This window comes from Pseudomonas pisciculturae (assembly GCF_015461805.1).
Lineage (GTDB): Bacteria > Pseudomonadota > Gammaproteobacteria > Pseudomonadales > Pseudomonadaceae > Aquipseudomonas > Aquipseudomonas pisciculturae.
In genome coordinates this window covers 13,497-30,336 of sequence record NZ_JACVZE010000003.1, presented here as the reverse complement: position 1 = coordinate 30,336, position 16,840 = coordinate 13,497, and the positions used below count along the sequence as shown (strand labels likewise).

Here is a 16,840-nt window from a genome sequence, read left to right as displayed (position 1 = left end):
GTGAACAAGCTTACCTCTGCAATTAAGGTGCTCGTGGTCGACGATCAGCCGCTGATCGTGGAAGAGCTCTGCGAATTTATCGAAAGCAGCGGCTATCGCTGCGTTCCCTGTGAGTCTAGCCAACAGGCGCTTCGGCGCTTTGGCGAGGATGCAGAGATCGGGCTGGTGCTGTGTGACCTGCATATGCCGGATATGGATGGCATCGAGCTGGTGCAGGCCATGCAACGTGTTGCGGGGCGCCAACGGGCATTCGAAGCGATCATGCTGACCGGCCAGGCCGACAAGCAAGACGTGATCAAGGCGCTGCGAGCGGGCATTTCGGATTACTACCAGAAACCGATCAACCTCGACGAATTGCTCGAAGGCCTGCAACGCCAGGAAGTCGCGCTGCAAGAGCGGCAAAAGGAGCTGCACCTGGGGCATCTGAACCAGAAGTTGCAGTACCTTTCCGAGTCGATTGACGACCTGTATCAAGACCTCGATAAAGTGCGCCGCAGCCCGGTGGCCGTTGTAGACATCGACGGCGAGCGTGCAGCCGACGACGCCGCGTCGCTTGAACTGCCGACGATCTTCACCCAGCTGTCGCCGCGGCAGATGGACGTGGCGCGCCTGGTGGGCAAGGGGCAGACCAATTACCAGATCGCTTGTGAACTGGGGATTACCGAAAACACGGTCAAGCTCTATGTTTCACAGGTACTGCGCCTCACTCATATGCATAACCGTACGCAACTCGCGTTGGCGCTCTCGCCGAGCAATTCGGCGATGCGCCAGCGTGTGACCGCGCACTGACCCTTGCGGGCGGGGGTCATTTGCTCCCGCCCTGTGAAGTCCCGCCCTGCTTCTGCTCAAAATATTCCGGAATCGGATGCTTGTTGCTGTCCAGCCAGCGCTGAAGGGCCTGTTCGCGTTCGGCGGGGGAGGTCTTTTGCACGATGGGCGAGGCCACTCGGCCACTGAGCTGCAAGGCCATCCAGTTTTCTGTCTCGGCCTGTTGCGGGGACGAAGGGCCAGACTCGATCCCGTGAGCTATCAGGGGCAGCAGGGCCAGACCGACGAGGTAGTGGGCTTTCATCATCAACTCCTATTTCGCGGTAGCCGGCGCAGTATCGCCAACCACTGCCACTTGATCCTTGCGCGTGCGTGCGGGCGCGGTGCTTGAGGCCTTGAGCCGTTGGGCCCGGGCCTGGGCTTGGGTAACTTGCTCGGGGCTCAGGCCGAGCTGGCTGACCAACTGCGCTGCCTGCCCCCAGTTGTCCTGGTAGATCAATAAGGTCACCAGGTTGACGGCGGCCAATGGGTCGGTCTGCTTGAGTTCGATGGCCGTCATGAATTCAAAGCGTGCTTCTTCCAGGCGCAGTTGGTCGAGGTACACCACCCCCAGGTCGTTGCGGATTTTTTCGTCGGTCGGCGCCAGCCGCGCGGCGCGTTGCAGGTGGGTTGTGGCCTGGGCGTTATCACCCCTGGCCGAAGCGAGCTGCCCCAAGCCGTGTTCACCGTCGGCCGCCAGGCAGGTGCCCAGCAAGCTGCGGTACAACGGCTCGGCCTCGCTGCGCCCCAGCAAGCGATAGGCGCGTGCTTTGCGCTGGCGCACCTGGGGCAGGCTGTCGGGCAGGCTTTGCAGGTTGGCCAGGCTTGCATGCAGCTTGCCTTCGTTGGCCATGTCATCGGCCAGGCTCAGCGACAACTGCTGGTCGGAGCTGGGCTTGGAGCAACTGCCGGGGGTCATCAATGCAGACCAGGGTGTTTGACCATTGCTGGCGCAGCCGGCCAGCAACATCAGGCTCAAGGTGGCAGTCAGTACTTTCATCCAGCGTTCCTCAAAGGTTGTTCAGGGCACGGGCGATGGCGATAAACGCCGGGCCGCCCAGCACAGTCAGCAAAGCGGGAAACAAAAACACCATCATCACCACCGACATCTTCGCCGACATCTTCGAGATGAACTCTTGCAGGCGAGTCAGGCGCCGGTCATCGAGCAGTTGCTTGAGCGCCAGCAGCGATTTCATCGCGCCGCCGCCCTGGTGGATCAATTGCTGGAGGATGATGGTGGTGTCGGTGAACTCATCCACCGCCAGCAGCCGGGCGGTCTTGCCCAGCTCTTCGCTCAGCTCAAGGCCGGAGTCGACCCGTGCCAGGATCAGGCGCAGCTCATGGGTGACATCGGGGAGCAGTCCTTGGGCCTCAGTACTCATCACCCGCAGCGATTGTTCAACGGCCATGCCTGATTCGAACAGGATGCGCAGCAGTGGGATAAAGGTGGAGATCTCACGGGCAATGCGTTGCTGGCGGTTTTTTGCGGCGGCGGCGAGCACGCGTTTGGGTACCAGGTAACCGATGCCCAGGGCAATGATAGGGGCAACCCAAGTCGCGTCATTGTCAGGGAAAATCAGTTCCTGGCCGATCAACGTGACGCCCAGCAGTACGATGGGCAACCCGATCTGGAAGGCTGCGAACATTGAGCGCTGGTTGGCCTTTCTCCAGCCGAGCCGGTTAAGCAGTGTCTGGGTTTCGTTGTCCAGGCTGACCGAGCGCTGGGCGAGCGAACTGGCGCCCAGCTGGCGCATGAAACTGCCCAGTTTGCGCTCACGGCCCAAGTTGCCCTGCAAGCGCTGCGTGACCACACGTACATTGCGTCGCCGTTGCAGCACCTGGTCCACCAGCAAAGCGATGGCGGCCAGCAATAGAAAGGCGCAGATCACCAGGGCCATATCAAATACTCCGCAACATGCGCCACATCAGCCAGGTACCCGAGAGGTCCATGCCCAGCGCGCCCAGTAACAGATAACGCCCGGTGCCGTCGTTCCACATGGTCATCAGGTAGCCAGGGTTGACCGCTAGAAAGTAGCCGACCATCAGCACCGGCAAACCCGCCAGCACGTAGGCAGTCATGCGGGTTTCACCGGTCATGGCCTTGAGTTGACGGGCGCCTTGCTCGCGCTCGCGAATCATCTTGATCAGGTTTTCCAGCAGCTCGCTGGCATTGCCGCCATACCGGTGGTTGACCTTCAGGCCCAAGGCAAACAAGCGAAATTCGTCCTGCTCATAAAACTCGGCAAAGTCACTGGCGGACTCCGGCAGGCTGACGCCCATTTGCACGTTGCGCTGGATACGGCTCATGGCCTGCTTGAGTGGGTCTTCAGCGGTTTCGATGCCGCCGAGCACCGCATCCGCCAGGGTTCGGCCCGACTTGAGGCTGCGCACGCTGTGGTCCAGTAATTGGGGCAATTGCTCGATCATCCGCTGCACCCGGCGTTGGTAGCGCCAGCCGATGTACACACGCAACAGCAACGGCGGCAGCACAAGCATGGTCAGCAGCCCCAGCCAGTCACCCAGCACAAAGCCGAGCAAGGCGCTCACGGCCCAGCCGGCAAACCACAGGCCCAGGTGCTCGGTGGGCTTGCCCATGCCTGCGCGCAAAAACATACGTTCCAGCGGTGCCCAGGCGCTGTTGAGTTCTTGCGCCACCGGTTGGCCGTCGCCGAGGCGTTCGAGCACACGTTGAGTATTGGCTTGGCGCACGCTGGATTGAAACATCCGCAACGACAGGCCGATCAGAATGATGCAGATCAGCAGCAGGATAGGCCCGGTCATCAATGCGTCCTCCCTAGTGCGGCAAGGCCGTCTCGCGGCGCAGTTTGTCGCCGGCCGGGTTGATCGCTTCGCGCAGGAAGCCGAAGCCGGTACGTCGGTCGAGACGGAACAACGTATTGGTGACATACACGTCATCGCGGATGCCCACTACTTCCACCACCTCACTGACGCAGCGCCGGCCATCGGGCATACGGGTCAGTTGGATGATCACGTCGAGGGCGGCGCAGATCATCTGGCGCAGGGTTTTTTCAGCGATCACGCGGCCGGTCAGGCCCACCAGGGTTTCGAGACGCAGCAGCGCATCCTGGGCGTTGTTGGCGTGCACGGTGCTCATGGAGCCATCGTGACCGGTGTTCATCGCGGTCATCACGTCGAGCACTTCGACGCCGCGAATCTCACCGAGGATGATGCGGTCTGGGCGCATCCGCAGGGCGTTGCGGATCAAGTCACTGGAGCGCACTTCGCCGTGCCCTTCGGCATTGGGCGGGCGGGTTTCCAGGCGCACCACGTGGGGGTGGCCCAGTTGCAGTTCGGCGACGTCTTCGATGGTCACCAGCCGTTCATGGGGGTTGATCAACTGGCTGAGAATATTCAGCAAGGTGGTTTTACCCGTACCCGTACCGCCGCTGATCAGGATGTTGCAGCGCTTGCCCACGGCCTCCCGGAAGAACTCAAAAATACTTTGATCGATGGTTTGCATCGCCACCAGGTCGCTGCTTTTGAGCATGTCCTTGCGAAACTTACGAATCGACAGGCACGGGCCGTCCAGGGCAATCGGCGGAATGATGGCGTTGACCCGGCTGCCATCGGGCAGCCTCGCGTCAACCATCGGCGAAGACTCATCCAGGCGCCTTCCCAAGGGCGCAAGGATGCGCTGCATTACCCGCTCAACATGGTGGTCATCGATAAAACGCAGGTCACTTTGATGCAGCAGGCCATCACGCTCGACAAACACCCGATGCGGGCCGTTGACCAAAATCTCGGTCACCGCCGGGTCGCGCAGCAGCACTTCCAGCGGGCCGAAGCCGGTGAGTTCGTCAACGATCTCTTCGGCCAGGCGCTCCATCTCATAACGCGAGATCGCCAGGCGCATGCGCATGATGTATTCGGACACCTTGTCGATGACAAACTGCGCCAGGGTTTGGCGCGTGCCTTCGAGCAGGTTCTGCCCCGACTCTTCGATGGCATCAATGATGTAGCGATGCAGCACCAGTTTCAGACCATCGTGGTCGGTGTTGCCGACGGCATTGCGGGCCGGGCCGCCAAAGAGTTTTTCGCTGCTCATCGCCCAGACCCCAGCAAGCGTTCGAACCAACGCATCGACGGTTTCTCAAGGCCTTCTGAGCGTTTTGCCAGGCGCTCGCCGAGGGTTTTCACGGCTTGGGTCAAGGGCTCGCGAGGGGCCAGGGTGAAGAGGGTCTGGCCCTGGTTTTTCACGTTCAGGCGCAGCTCGGCGCTCAACGGCAGCACGGCGACGCATTCAAGCCCGAAGCTTTTTTCCAGGGCTTCGGTATCGGGGGCGCAGGATTTGATGTAGCGGTCTATCAACAATTTGGCATGGTCCAGTTTCATGCCTTTTTCGCGCCAGCGGTTCAAGATCGCGAGGTTGCGCCGGCAGTCCAGCACGCTCTGGTCAGTGCACCACAACAGCTTGTCGCAGTGGCTGACAAAGGTGCGCAGCGCCTCGCTGTCCGGTTGGCCGGTGATGTTCACGACGATGTGCTGGAAGTGTTGGCGCAAGGCGCTGAGCAGCATGAACAGCTCGGCGGCGCTGGTCAGTTTGAGCGGGTCATCGCCCGTGGCGTAGGCCAGGATGCGTAGCCCTTCCGAGGTTTTCGTGAAGGCGCTGTTGATCAGCGTGCTGTCGAGGCGGCGCAGATGGCGCAGCGCGTCACCGAAATTGAACGTGCTCTCCAGGCCCATCAGCGCCAGGCTGTCGCCGCGCGGCAAACCGAGATCGAGCATCAAGGTTTGCTGACCACTTTTTTGCACCACCAGCGCCAGATGCGTCGCCAGCATGGCGCCGTCGGCGTTGCTTTGGGTGCCAAACAGTACGGTCAGGCCACCCAGTTGCGCATTGGACGTCACGGCTGGCAGGCGTTTGCTCAGGCGTCGTACCAGGCCCGACACTTCACTGGAGCGCGAACCATAGGCGACGAAATCCCGGGCGCCGGCACGCATGGCGTTGATCACCAACTGATTGTCCATGCCATCGCCCAGGGCGACCACGGCAAGCATTGGTTTGGCTTCCAGGGCGCCCTCTATTAGCGCGCTTTGGGCGACGATGTTTTCTCGGTCGAGGCCGACGAACACCAGGCTGGCGAAGGTTACATCCACCAGCGCCAGCAGCTCATCCAGGTTGCCGGTGCCGGCACTGACCACCTGACCCAAGGGCGCGAGGGCACCTTGGAGCCACTCCAGGTCGGTGGTGTTGCGGGTGATGGCCAGAAACGTCTGGCTCAGGCTATCGCTCATTGGGAAAGTCCACTGCGACGGTCGAAGTTACCGGTTTCCAGGAAAAACAGCCGATACCAATTGGGGTCGTAATTGCGCAGTTTCTCGCCCGGCAGCGACGGCAGTCTCGCGTTGGCGGCCAGGGGTTGCACGAGGTGCGGCGTGACGATCATCAGCAGTTCTTTTTCTTCGGCCCTGATTTCAGAATCTTTGAACAGCGCGCCGATGATGGGCAGATCACCCAGGCCTGGAAACTTGCTGATGGTGGAGCGGTTGTTGCTGCTGATCAGCCCGCTGATGACAAAGCTTTCGCCATCGGCCAGGGACACGCTGGTGTCGGTGCGGCGCACGGTCAGGGCCGGCACCTGGATGCCCTGGATCTGGATCGCGTTGACGTAATCGAGCTCGCTGACTTCTGGCGCGACCTTCAACGCGATGCGGTTGTGATCGATCACCGTGGGGGTCAGCGTCAGTCGAATGCCGAACTCCTTGTATTCAATGGTGATGGTGTCGCTGCCGGCGCTGGGCACTGGGATCGGCACTTCGCCGCCGGCCAGGAAGGTTGCGCTCTGGCCGCTCATGGCCACCAGGCTGGGGCGTGCCAGGGTGTAGGCAAACCCACTGCTTTCCAGTGCGTTGATCATGGCGGAGACGCGGCCCCCGCCAAAGCCGATATTGAAGTTGGAGCTGCTGATTTGCAGGGCCTGGGTGGTGGTCGTGGGGAAGAGCAGGTTGGGGCTGCCCAGGAAGAAGTTTTTGCCCTGGCCGAGAATCGACGTGCTGGCCTCTTTGAGCTTGGTGCGGCTGACTTCGACAAAGCGGATGTCGGTTTGCACCTGGTCAGGCAGCGTTGGGTCTTGGGAGGGCGACAACGACTGGCTGGTCAAGGCCGAGGTGGCCTTGCCCTTGACGAACACCATGCTTTGACGCGGCGTGGTCGAGCAGCCGGTCCAGACCAACAGGCTGGTGGCCCCGCTGCCCACACCGGTCAGCAAGAAACTACGGTCACCGTTGACCCGCACATCGGCGATCTTGGGATCGCCAATGGCCAGGCGCGTGATTGCTACAGGTGACTGCAGTGACTGTTGCAGGCCCTCGCCCACCTCGATCACGGCGGGCAATTGGCCCAGGCTGCTGCAATTGCCCGGTGCCGCAACGGCCAGGCCCAGGGGCAAGCTCGACAACATCATGGCCCAGGCCATTAGAGCGAAGCGCTGGTGCATTCGGTGCATCCTTGTTCAATCAGGGGGTCTGTTGGGTCGCGCCGGCGCCGCGAATCACTTCGATGCCGCGTGGTTTGCCACCTTCGGCAACTCTGGGGGCGACGGCTTTGGGTGGGGTTGTCAGTGCCAGTTGGGTGAACTGGTAAAGGTCGCGATTGGTGTTCTGCACCTTGTCCGGGGCGTTGCTTTCACCCGCCCAGTAGCGGCTGAGCAGTTTTTCATCGGCACTGCGTACCGCCAGGCGCAGCGCACCCGCTTGCGCGGCAAGCATCAGTCGGCTCAACAGGGGCTCGGGCACGGCCAGTACGACGCTGCGGGCCGCTGCTCGGCGTTGGGCGGCCTGCGCGCGCTCCTCGACAGTGGCCGGCGGCGGTGCGGCGGGGGTGCCGTCATTGGCCAGGCCCAGTTGCTCACCCACGGCCAACACGCGGATGGCGGGGACGACAATCTGCGCCGATTGCTCGGTGTTATCGACGTCGCGCCGCAGGAATAACAACACATCGACGTAATCGCCCGGGCTCAGTTGACCACCGGCGCCGATCACCTCATCCACCGCAACAGCCAGGGCACGTTCTTCGGGGCGGATCATGCGGGCCAGCGGGCCGCCGGCGCTGAAGGTTTCTTCATTGAGCCAGGCGCCTGCCGCCAGGTTGCGCAGGGGCATACGGCCGATGGCCTGCTCCACGCTGGTCAGGCTCCCCGCCGGCACGGTACGCAGTCTTTCAACGGCCACATCGCCGGCGGTAAGCGCAGTGAAGGCGGGTACGTCACGCACCAGCACAATGACCGGCAGGCGCGTTTGATCTTCTACGGCGGCGAGGGTTTTTTCCACAGTCGCCGTCGGCGCAACGACAGGAACAGCGACGGGCGCAGGTGGGCGGCTCAATACCAACCCCCAATACCCGGCGATCAATGCTCCGATCAACAGCAAGCCGGCAATAACCATGCTGACGCGACTGTTCATGACGGCTCTCCCTTTCCCGTTGCATTACTTGCCCGTCAATTAATCCAAACGAACTACTGCGCAACTGGCCTGCAATGAACATCTAACCATTTCGCTATTTGAAGGTAGCCCAGCTAGGACAAAACGCCATTAGCCGGTTGAAAATTTATGTGAACTTTAATAAAGCCTTCGCCGTGCCGGGTTTTATGGCGTCAACTTTGCGACTAATACTTTGGCATTAATCCGTTATTACAGTTGTGAGGTGGCACTTTGTTGACAATGCTCACTTAGCACGCGGCAATCCTGTGCGGGCCGGCTAGACCGGCACTCTGCGTCGAATTAGGGAGAAGTATCCATGTTCCTTGACCTGATCTTAAATATGTACATTCAGACACAATTGTTCTTCCGTCGTAGAGACGGGGCCTCAGCCATCGAATACGTGATTATTGTGGCTATTGTCGCGTTGGTCATTATTGGGTTTGGTACAGGGCTGGGCGATAAAATTAAAGGCGTCTTCCAGCAAGTATCTGATGCGTTACCGGCGGCGGCTTGATTTGATGGGCTATCCGTTAACTATCCGGCAACTTTGGGCATTAGGTAGGTGTTATGACTCACGCTTCGGGTAGCCGCCAACAAATTTTATTGGTGGACGACGAAGAGGACGCCCTGATCGAACTCGCCGAATCCCTCGAAAACGAGGGATTTGTGTGTTTTACCGCCCCCTCTGTCACTGACGCGCTACAGGAGTTAACACTCAACCCCGACATCGCCCTGATCATCACCGACCTGCGCATGCCCGAGGAGAGCGGTATCTCCTTGATCAAGCGCCTGCGCGAACACACCGACCGCGCGCACCTGCCGGTGATTGTGATGTCAGGCCATGCCGAGATGGATGATGTGAGCGACATGCTGCGCTTGCAGGTGCTTGATCTGTTTCGAAAACCCATCTACCTCGTGCGGCTGATCGATACGCTGAACAGCCTCTTCCCCCTCGCCAAACCCCGTTACTGACCGTGGGCGCACCGCTCCCATCCTGTTGAAATGCAATCAACTGTGGGAGCTGGCTTGCCTGCGATGGCGGTGGTTCAGGCACAACATTTCTATCGCCAATGCCGCCGCCTTCGCAGCCTCGCTAAAGCTCGACAGCTCCCACCGTTGAGCCGGTATACACCTGGTAGAACTCGCCAGGCCGACAGGCCGTCACGGGAGCAAGCTCCCTCGCCACAGACTCAGCGCACTGCTCAAAGTTGTGTAGATACCTATGCCCGCGCAGGGCCCCAAAACCAGGCGCTGCGGTCTTTTTGAAATACCGCAGCGGCTTTGTTGGGGCGGCTTCGCCGCCCAGCGCGGGGCAAGCCCGCTCACTACAGTTGGTAGCTGAAGCTCACTGAGTAGCGCGGCCGACGATCGAAGTTGTCCTGCGCCACATCCGACATCGGCTTGGCCGCTTCCAGCGCAATGTTGTAGTACTTCGCGTCGCCAAAGCGCAGGCCCACTGCTGCCGAGGACATGTCGTTGCCTTTGATGGGGAGCTCGTTGTACCAGGTCTTGGCGCGGTCGAAGACCACGTAGGGTTGCAAGACCCTCACCCAATCGCCCGAGCGGTTGTAGCTGTAGTTGACCTCATAGGCCACGCCCCAGCCCTTGTCGCCAGAGCCTTGGTCATCGGGGTAGCCTCGGCCGAAGTTTTGCCCGCCGAAGGTGGCGTGCTCGCTGTCGGGCAGGTTGTCATCGCTCCAGTACAACGCGCCCGAGAGCACGCCTTGCCAGTTATCGAACAGCTTGTTGCTCTGCACGCCGGAGAGGCGCACCCGGAAGAAGTCCAGGTCGGGCTTGGACCCGCCAAAATCGTTGTGAGTCTTGGCGCCCATGCCATTGATGCCTTGGTACACCCCAGCGCTGAGGATACGCAGTTGGGTGGTGTCGGCCTTGCGCCAGTCGCTTTCGAACGCGAGGGCGCGCAGATTGGTTTCCAGTTCTGGCCGTTGCGGGAGGCCTTCGACTTTGTAGCGGTTGGTCTGGTCGACGGCGTAGAGGCGCGAGCCCAGTGTCAACGACTCGGTGGGCGAGGCAATAAAGGGGTGGGTGACACCGATGGAGTAACGGTCGATGGATTGGTGTTGCTTGAGCTCCAAGCCATCGCCCAGTTGCAGGCTGGTGCTGGGGTCGGCGCGGTAGCGTTCGCCAGAGAGTACGAGCTGGGTGCCTTCGCTATTGATGAATTGGCTGTAGGCCGCGCGGTAGTAATGCTCTTTGTCATCCCCTGGCGGGAACAGGCCGCTGATGCTCAACTGCTCGCCCATCGAGGTCTGCGAATTGCTGGTGCCGGTGAGCAGCGCCTGGGTGCTGCCACGGCTGGACTCGGTGAGGCTCATGCTGGTGGTAAACGGCTTGCGGCTGGCGGTGATCTGCATATGGGTGCCGCCGTCGGTGGTGCCGGGCGGTGGCACCTGGGCCTGCAAGGTGACGCCGGGGATCGCGCTCATCAAGGTGGTGTAACGCTCGAAGGTCTTACGGGTGAGCGGGCGTTCAGCCTTGAGTTTTTCGGCCAGTTTGTCGACGTAGGCCGAGACCGAACCGATATCGCCTTGCAGTTGGTAATCGCGGATATAGCCCTCCACCAACACCACCTGCACCAGGCCGCCCTCGAATTTTTGCTCCGGTAGGAAGGCGTAGGACAGCAGGTAACCGTCCTCCTGATAGCGCCGAGTGATGCTGCGGGTGGCTTCGATCAGTTGCGCCAGGTCTGTCTCATGGCCAATCAACGGTTCGAACGCCTTGGCCATCTCTTTGAGCGGGTAGACCGTACCGCCGTCGATCTGCAGTTTGCGGATGGTGACTTTGGTGCCCATCAGCAAGGGTTGGGCGTCGGTGGCGGCGGGCGTGGGCAGTTGGGTTTGCGGGGCGACCGGGCGGTAGGCATCGGCGGGCAGGTTGGGCACCGGCAGGGTGCGGATGGTGTCGTTGCTATTGAGGAAGCTGGGTAGGGTGTCGGCGTAAGCGTAGGTACTGAGGGTGAGCAACAACAACGGCGTCAAAGCGCGCATAGGACACTCCATGGTCAAAACTGCAGCAGCGTTTCGCAGATGCCCGCCGGGCTCTGGGGGCGCGGTTCGGGGTTTTCTGGGCGTTTCATTCGCCCATAAAAAAGACGAGAGGCTTATTAGGTCTCTCGTCTCAACCAAGCGTAGGCGCTGTAGGTGAGGCCGTCTAATCGGCCAGGTGCAATTCTATTTTTTCAGGCCGCCGAGCAGACCGCCCAGCAGACCCCCGTTGGCAGTGGCACCTGCACCGGCGGAGGCAGATGCGCTACCCCCCAGGCTCAGGCCGCCACCGAGCAAACCACCGCCGGTGCTGGTGCCGCCGGTGACCAGGCCGCCGATGGAGGCTACGGTGCCGCCGACTGCGGTGACGGTGCCGCCCAGAGCGTTGGTGACCGGGTTGGCATTGGTGCCGCTGATGGCGCCGCCGAGGTTGCTGACCGCACCGCCTACCTGAGTGACCAGGCCGTTGACCGGGGCGCCCAGGCCAGTGGCGTTGCCGACGTTTTGGGTCAGGCTGGCGACGCCGCTGGTGACAGGGTTGAGGGCATTGCCGAGGGTGCTGGTCACTTGGCCAAGTGGGGCGCCCGCTGCGGTGTTGGGTACGCCGCTGCCGCCCAGAAGGGTGCCCAGGGAGGCCACGGTGCTGCCAGCTTTGGTGCCAGTGACGCCGGTTGCGCTGACTACACCATTGGTGCTGCCTGCGTCCAAACCGTTGCCGGCGCCAGAGATCACGCCGCCGATGAGTTCAGCCAGGCCCAGTTGATCGGTGCTGCCGCCCGAACCGCTGCCGCTGCCACCGCTGCCGTCGGCCGAAGGGTCAACATAACCGCTGGCCTTGCCGACCACGGTGCCTACACCGTTGAGCACGTCGCCCACGGCGCCGGTCACCGGGTTGTTGGTGCCACCGGCGCTGGCGACTTTATCGCCCAGCCCGTCAACGGTAGCGCCGACTTTTTCCAGCAGGCCGCCGACCGGGCTGTCCAGGCCGGTTGCAGTGCCGACTTTACCGGTGGTGTTCTCGACCAGGGATACAACCGGCACCAACACTTTCGCGCCAACGGTGTTGGTGACCGAGCCCAACGGGCCGGTAGTGCTGGCGGTGCTGAGGGTGTCGCCGAGCATGGTCACTACGTTGCCGACTTTGCCGACCACTTGGCCCACGGCGGGTGCAGCGGTGCCGACGACAGGGACTTGGCCGAGCAGGGTGGCGACGTTTGAACCGGTGACGGTCACGCCATCGCCCAGGTCCGAAACACCGTTGGCGACGCCAGCGACGGTTTTGCCCAACGCATTGCTGTCGGTCCCCAGCGTGCCCAAACCTTCAGACAAGCCGGTGCCGATGCTGCCGACTGCGTTGCCGGTCGCAGTCACCAGGCCGCCAGCGGTGGCGCCAACAATGGGCAGGCTGCCGAGCGTGGTGCCCAGGCTGCGCACGGTGGTGCTGAGGGTGCTCACAGTGTCGCCGGCCGTGTCGACCACGGCGGCGGTAACCAGAGGGGATGAGGTGGTGCCTGGGTCGACGCTGTCTGTGCCGGAAGTGCCGCCGCCAGAAGAACCACCGCTGCTATGCCCGCCACCACCGCTGCTGCAGCCGCTGAGTGTCAGGGCTATTGCCAGGGCCAATGTGCTACTTGCTTTCCAAAACACGAATTGAGTTTTCATGATGTGAATTCCTTGCACCTGTACAACCTTGGTTGTCTTCAAACACTCGCTACTTCTAGGGGCCGCGATGTGTTTGTCCGTGAGGTCATCAGAAACCCGGGCGCGTTTGCTCACCATTCTCAACTTGGTATTAACGATTTATATACTGGCGGTATATCGGGGCTTTACGGTTAATACCAACGGTGTAAGGGAAGGATGTATCAAGATATATATATGTTTAAAATCAGTAGCTTGAATAAAATAGCGGGCTTCTAAAAGCCCGCTATTACTTAGGGTGTATATATACAATTAACCAGTTCATTTCACGCGATCGGCTGCCATTTGCCTACCATATGTTCAATCTCACCGGTGCCTTTGAGCAATAACTCGCCGCTGGAACCGGCCGCGCTGGCCAATAACCTGACTTCACTGGGCAGGCGTACGGGCTTGCGAAACTCAACGGCAATTTCGATATTGGCGGCGGGCAAGTGCTCGCCCAGCGCGGCGAGGGTATGCGCCTTGTTCCACAGCCCATGGGCGATGGCTTGCGGGAACCCGAACAGCTTGGCGGTGAGGGCGCTGAGGTGAATCGGATTGTAGTCGCCGGACACCCGGGCATAACGACGGCCGATATCAGCCGGGGCAGGCCAGCGGGTCAGTTCACTGACGTGGGTGGGGGTGGGCTGTACATCCTCCGTGGCGTCGCCTTCGAGCTTCACGCCACGGCATAGCATGCGGCTCTCGGCTTCCCACAGCAGGCCGAGGCTATCTTCGGCGGTGGTCACCAGGTCGAACGTCGCGCCCTTGGGGTGCGGCTTGAGGTTTTGCACGTGCACCGCGAGGCTGAGCTCGCTCACACTCCCGAGGGGGCGATAAATGCGGATGCGATTGCTCAGGTGGATCAACCCTAGCAGTGGGAAGGGGAAGCTTTTGTCGGTGAGCAGTTGCATCTGCAAGCCGAACGCGAGGATATGCGGATAGGTCGCCGGCAGCATGGGGCTGTCGGCAAACCCGCAGACCTTGCGATACGCCGCCACGTCCTTGGGGTTGATGTGTACCCGGCAGCGCAAGCCGCGGTCGGGCAAGGTGTTGCCGGTGATCTTGCGCTTGAGCGCCGCACGCCAATACAGCGGCGGCAAAGACGGTGCGCTGCCTAATGTTTGCCATTCCATGCTCAAGCTCCCAAAAGACTTTGCCCGCACACTCGCAGCGCTTGCCCGCTGACGGCGCCGCTGCCGGGTTGGCCGAGCCAGGCCACCGCTTCGGCGACGTCCTGGGGCAAACCACCCTGGCCCAGAGAACTCATGCGGCGCCCGGCCTCTCGCAGGGCGAAGGGAATGTGCGCAGTCATCTGAGTTTCGATAAACCCAGGGGCCACGGCGTTGATGCTGATGCCACGCGCGTGGAGCAGCGGCGCCCAGGCCTGTGCGAGGCCAACCAAACCGGCCTTGCTCGCGGCGTAATTGGTTTGCCCACGGTTGCCGGCAATGCCGCTGATGGAGGCCAGCAACACCACACGGGCGTTGTCATGCAGGGTGCCGCTGTCGAGCAGCGCCTTGGTCAATACCTGTGGCGCATTCAGGTTGACGGCCAGTACGGCGTCCCAATATTCCGGGGTCATGTTGGCCAGGGTTTTGTCGCGGGTGATACCGGCGTTGTGCACCAGAATGTCGAGGCCGTCGGGCAGGTGTTCGATCAACTGGCTGGCGGCGTCTTCGGCGCAGATATCCAGCACAACAGTGCGGGCACCGAGGCGCGCGGCGAGGGCTTCGAGGTCGGTCTTGGCTTGGGGCACATCCAGCAGGATCACGTCGGCACCGTCGCGGGCCAGGGTTTCGGCAATGGACGCGCCGATGCCACGGGCGGCGCCGGTGACCAGCGCCTTGCGCCCGGCCAGGGGTCGAGTCCAGTCCTCGACCGGGGTGGCGCAGGCTTGCAAACGAATGACCTGGCCGCTGATGTAAGCGCTTTTTGGCGAGAGGAAGAAACGCAGCGCGCCTTCCAACTGATCGTCGGCGCCGTCGCCCACGTAGAGCAGTTGCAGCACTCCACCGTTGCGCAGCTCTTTGGCCAGCGAGCGGCTGAACCCTTCGAGGGCACGCTGGGCGCTGGCGGCGAACGGATCGCTGAGACTCTCTGGCGCACGGCCAAGAATCACCAGGTGCGCGCTGTTATCCAGGTTTTTCAGCAAAGGCTGGAAGAACTCGCGCAGTTGCTTGAGTTGGTCGGTGTGCTGCAAGTCGCTGGCATCAAATACCACCGCCTTTAGCTTGGGGCCGTGGCCGGGAATCCAGGTCGAGCCCTCGGCGCCATAGGTGTAAGTGGCGTCGGTGAGTTTGTGGGCAAACGCCTGCACCTTGGCGGTCAGTGCTCCGCCGCCCAGCAGCAGCGCGCCGTCTACCGGGCGCAGGCGCCCGGCCTGCCAGCGTTCCAGGCGTACCGGTGACGGCAGGCCAATGGCGGCGACCAGGCGATGGCCGAGGCTTGAGTTGGCGAAGTCGATATAACGGTCAGACATGGAACGCTCTCCGAAGGCTGGGGTTCAAAGGGTTGACCACCCCTGGGCGGTAGTCGTTCGATCAGCCTAGGCTAGGCTGGATGATTCCACCCACAACCTTCAGGGAGCTTTCCATGACTCAATTGCGCCGCGTAGCGATCATCGGCGGTAACCGTATTCCGTTTGCCCGCTCCAATGGCCCGTATGCCACCGCGAGCAACCAGGCGATGCTGACGGCGGCGCTGGAAGGCTTGATCGAGCGCTACAACCTGCACGGCCTGCGCATCGGCGAGGTGGCCGCAGGCGCGGTGCTCAAGCATTCGCGCGACTTCAACCTGACCCGTGAATGCGTACTCGGCTCGCGGCTGTCGCCGCAAACACCGGCCTATGACATTCAGCAGGCGTGCGGCACCGGGCTGGAGGCGGCGCTGCTGGTGGCCAACAAGATTGCCCTGGGCCAGATCGAGTGCGGCATTGCTGGCGGGGTAGACACCACCTCCGACGCACCGATTGGCGTCAATGAAGGGCTACGCAAGATTTTGCTGCAAGCCAACCGCAGCAAATCCCTGGGGGATAAATTAAAACTGCTGTTACAACTTCGCCCCCATCACCTCAAGCCAGAGCTGCCGCGCAACGGTGAGCCTCGTACAGGCTTGTCCATGGGCCAGCATTGCGAATTGATGGCGCAGACTTGGCAGATCCCCCGCGCCGAACAGGACCAGTTGGCCCTGGAGAGCCATCAGAAAATGGCTGCCGCGTACGCCGAAGGCTGGCACAACGACTTGCTCACGCCGTTCCTGGGGCTCACCCGAGACAACAACCTGCGCCCGGACCTGACCCTGGAAAAGCTCGCCGCCCTCAAACCCGCCTTTGAGCGCAGCGAAAAGGGCACGCTTACCGCCGGCAACTCCACGCCGCTCACCGATGGTGCGTCGCTGGTACTGTTGGGCAGTGAAGCGTGGGCCAAAGAGCGGGGCTTACCGATTCTGGCCTACTTGCGCGATGGCGAAGCGGCCGCGGTGGATTTCGTCAACGGTGCCGAAGGCCTGCTGATGGCGCCGGTGTATGCGGTGCCGCGTCTGTTGGCGAGGAATGGTCTGACGCTGCAAGACTTCGATTACTACGAGATCCACGAAGCCTTCGCCGCCCAAGTGTTGTGCACGCTCAAAGCCTGGGAGGATGCGGACTACTGCAAGACGCGCTTGGGCCTGGATGCACCATTGGGCACCATCGACCGCAGCCGCTTGAATGTGAAGGGCAGTTCCCTGGCCGCCGGGCACCCCTTTGCGGCCACCGGTGGGCGTATCGTCGCCAATCTGGCCAAATTGTTGGATGCAGCAGGCAAGGGCCGCGGGCTGATTTCGATCTGCGCAGCGGGCGGCCAGGGTGTTACAGCGATCATTGAGCGTTGAAACTGGCATATTGGATGCATTCTTAAGCAATCAACGGT

16 protein-coding genes are annotated in these 16,840 nt (G+C 61.7%); 4 read left to right on the top strand and 12 right to left on the bottom strand.

Features of this window, described 5'->3' with window-relative positions; translation table 11 throughout:
* Positions 1 to 789: a response regulator transcription factor gene (locus ICY20_RS09280; protein WP_159962916.1), complete on the top strand. Its 789-nt coding sequence runs from the start codon at positions 1 to 3 to the stop codon at positions 787 to 789.
* Positions 790 to 805: 16 nt separating this feature from the next.
* Here ICY20_RS09280 and ICY20_RS09275 read toward each other — a convergent pair whose 3' ends face one another.
* From ICY20_RS09275 to cpaB, 8 genes are read right to left on the bottom strand one after another with little or no spacing between them, the layout of a single operon-like run.
* Entirely contained in the window at positions 806 to 1,072 is a 267-nt protein-coding gene (locus ICY20_RS09275) for a DUF3613 domain-containing protein (RefSeq protein WP_159962915.1), read from the bottom strand.
* 9 nt (positions 1,073 to 1,081) lie between these two features.
* Positions 1,082 to 1,807 carry a tetratricopeptide repeat protein gene (locus ICY20_RS09270; protein WP_159962914.1) on the bottom strand — a complete coding sequence of 242 codons (726 nt, stop codon included), beginning with the start codon at positions 1,805 to 1,807 and terminating at the stop codon, positions 1,082 to 1,084.
* A gap of 10 nt (positions 1,808 to 1,817) precedes the next feature.
* Complete coding sequence (locus tag ICY20_RS09265; RefSeq protein WP_194937336.1) at positions 1,818 to 2,705, bottom strand: type II secretion system F family protein; 888 nt, start codon at positions 2,703 to 2,705, stop codon at positions 1,818 to 1,820.
* A 1-nt stretch (position 2,706) separates the two neighbouring features.
* Positions 2,707 to 3,588 carry a type II secretion system F family protein gene (locus ICY20_RS09260; protein ID WP_159962912.1) on the bottom strand — a complete coding sequence of 294 codons (882 nt, stop codon included), beginning with the start codon at positions 3,586 to 3,588 and terminating at the stop codon, positions 2,707 to 2,709.
* 13 nt (positions 3,589 to 3,601) lie between these two features.
* Positions 3,602 to 4,873, bottom strand: coding sequence for a CpaF family protein (locus ICY20_RS09255; protein ID WP_159962911.1), 1,272 nt, complete (start codon positions 4,871 to 4,873; stop codon positions 3,602 to 3,604).
* Positions 4,870 to 6,063, bottom strand: a complete 1,194-nt coding sequence (locus tag ICY20_RS09250) for a pilus assembly protein (protein WP_159962910.1) — start codon at positions 6,061 to 6,063, stop codon at positions 4,870 to 4,872. The genes ICY20_RS09255 and ICY20_RS09250 overlap by 4 nt, the downstream gene beginning before the upstream one ends.
* The gene (locus tag ICY20_RS09245; protein WP_159962909.1) at positions 6,060 to 7,265 is read right to left on the bottom strand and encodes a type II and III secretion system protein family protein; all 1,206 of its coding nucleotides are present in this window, start codon (positions 7,263 to 7,265) and stop codon (positions 6,060 to 6,062) included. Before ICY20_RS09245 ends, ICY20_RS09250 begins: the two co-directional genes overlap by 4 nt.
* Before the next feature lie 19 nt (positions 7,266 to 7,284).
* Positions 7,285 to 8,229 (bottom strand): Flp pilus assembly protein CpaB, encoded by a 945-nt coding sequence (gene cpaB / locus ICY20_RS09240; protein ID WP_194937335.1) that lies wholly within the window; start codon positions 8,227 to 8,229, stop codon positions 7,285 to 7,287.
* 334 nt (positions 8,230 to 8,563) lie between these two features.
* Between cpaB and ICY20_RS09235 the strand changes: the two genes are divergently transcribed.
* Entirely contained in the window at positions 8,564 to 8,761 is a 198-nt protein-coding gene (locus ICY20_RS09235; protein ID WP_194937334.1) for a Flp family type IVb pilin, read from the top strand.
* Between the two features lie 53 nt (positions 8,762 to 8,814).
* Positions 8,815 to 9,219 (top strand): response regulator, encoded by a 405-nt coding sequence (locus tag ICY20_RS09230; RefSeq protein ID WP_194937333.1) that lies wholly within the window; start codon positions 8,815 to 8,817, stop codon positions 9,217 to 9,219.
* A gap of 353 nt (positions 9,220 to 9,572) precedes the next feature.
* On the opposite strand, the gene ICY20_RS09225 is transcribed toward ICY20_RS09230, so the two are convergent.
* The 4 genes from ICY20_RS09225 to ICY20_RS09210 all read right to left on the bottom strand — a co-directional run bounded on the left by ICY20_RS09225 (position 9,573) and on the right by ICY20_RS09210 (position 15,411).
* Complete coding sequence (locus ICY20_RS09225; RefSeq protein WP_194937332.1) at positions 9,573 to 11,255, bottom strand: ShlB/FhaC/HecB family hemolysin secretion/activation protein; 1,683 nt, start codon at positions 11,253 to 11,255, stop codon at positions 9,573 to 9,575.
* A gap of 183 nt (positions 11,256 to 11,438) precedes the next feature.
* Positions 11,439 to 12,914 carry a collagen-like triple helix repeat-containing protein gene (locus tag ICY20_RS09220; RefSeq protein ID WP_194937331.1) on the bottom strand — a complete coding sequence of 492 codons (1,476 nt, stop codon included), beginning with the start codon at positions 12,912 to 12,914 and terminating at the stop codon, positions 11,439 to 11,441.
* 302 nt (positions 12,915 to 13,216) lie between these two features.
* Positions 13,217 to 14,065 (bottom strand): MaoC family dehydratase, encoded by an 849-nt coding sequence (locus tag ICY20_RS09215; protein ID WP_159962903.1) that lies wholly within the window; start codon positions 14,063 to 14,065, stop codon positions 13,217 to 13,219.
* A gap of 2 nt (positions 14,066 to 14,067) precedes the next feature.
* Positions 14,068 to 15,411, bottom strand: a complete 1,344-nt coding sequence (locus ICY20_RS09210) for a 3-oxoacyl-ACP reductase (RefSeq protein ID WP_194937330.1) — start codon at positions 15,409 to 15,411, stop codon at positions 14,068 to 14,070.
* A 113-nt stretch (positions 15,412 to 15,524) separates the two neighbouring features.
* Between ICY20_RS09210 and ICY20_RS09205 the strand changes: the two genes are divergently transcribed.
* Positions 15,525 to 16,802, top strand: a complete 1,278-nt coding sequence (locus ICY20_RS09205) for an acetyl-CoA C-acetyltransferase (protein WP_159962901.1) — start codon at positions 15,525 to 15,527, stop codon at positions 16,800 to 16,802.
* Positions 16,803 to 16,840: the final 38 nt, after the last annotated feature.

Bases quoted from the DNA above. Each gene is read 5' to 3' on its own strand.
- ICY20_RS09250 (WP_159962910.1), bottom strand. From the start codon at position 6,063: ATGAGCGATAGCCTGAGCCAGACGTTTCTGGCCATCACCCGCAACACC.
- ICY20_RS09205 (WP_159962901.1), top strand. From the start codon at position 15,525: ATGACTCAATTGCGCCGCGTAGCGATCATCGGCGGTAACCGTATTCCG.
- cpaB (WP_194937335.1), bottom strand. From the start codon at position 8,229: ATGAACAGTCGCGTCAGCATGGTTATTGCCGGCTTGCTGTTGATCGGA.
- ICY20_RS09265 (WP_194937336.1), bottom strand. From the start codon at position 2,705: ATGGCCCTGGTGATCTGCGCCTTTCTATTGCTGGCCGCCATCGCTTTG.
- ICY20_RS09230 (WP_194937333.1), top strand. From the start codon at position 8,815: ATGACTCACGCTTCGGGTAGCCGCCAACAAATTTTATTGGTGGACGAC.
- ICY20_RS09270 (WP_159962914.1), bottom strand. From the start codon at position 1,807: ATGAAAGTACTGACTGCCACCTTGAGCCTGATGTTGCTGGCCGGCTGC.
- ICY20_RS09245 (WP_159962909.1), bottom strand. From the start codon at position 7,265: ATGCACCAGCGCTTCGCTCTAATGGCCTGGGCCATGATGTTGTCGAGC.
- ICY20_RS09260 (WP_159962912.1), bottom strand. From the start codon at position 3,588: ATGACCGGGCCTATCCTGCTGCTGATCTGCATCATTCTGATCGGCCTG.
- ICY20_RS09235 (WP_194937334.1), top strand. From the start codon at position 8,564: ATGTTCCTTGACCTGATCTTAAATATGTACATTCAGACACAATTGTTC.
- ICY20_RS09210 (WP_194937330.1), bottom strand. From the start codon at position 15,411: ATGTCTGACCGTTATATCGACTTCGCCAACTCAAGCCTCGGCCATCGC.
- ICY20_RS09225 (WP_194937332.1), bottom strand. From the start codon at position 11,255: ATGCGCGCTTTGACGCCGTTGTTGTTGCTCACCCTCAGTACCTACGCT.
- ICY20_RS09220 (WP_194937331.1), bottom strand. From the start codon at position 12,914: ATGAAAACTCAATTCGTGTTTTGGAAAGCAAGTAGCACATTGGCCCTG.
- ICY20_RS09255 (WP_159962911.1), bottom strand. From the start codon at position 4,873: ATGAGCAGCGAAAAACTCTTTGGCGGCCCGGCCCGCAATGCCGTCGGC.
- ICY20_RS09275 (WP_159962915.1), bottom strand. From the start codon at position 1,072: ATGAAAGCCCACTACCTCGTCGGTCTGGCCCTGCTGCCCCTGATAGCT.
- ICY20_RS09215 (WP_159962903.1), bottom strand. From the start codon at position 14,065: ATGGAATGGCAAACATTAGGCAGCGCACCGTCTTTGCCGCCGCTGTAT.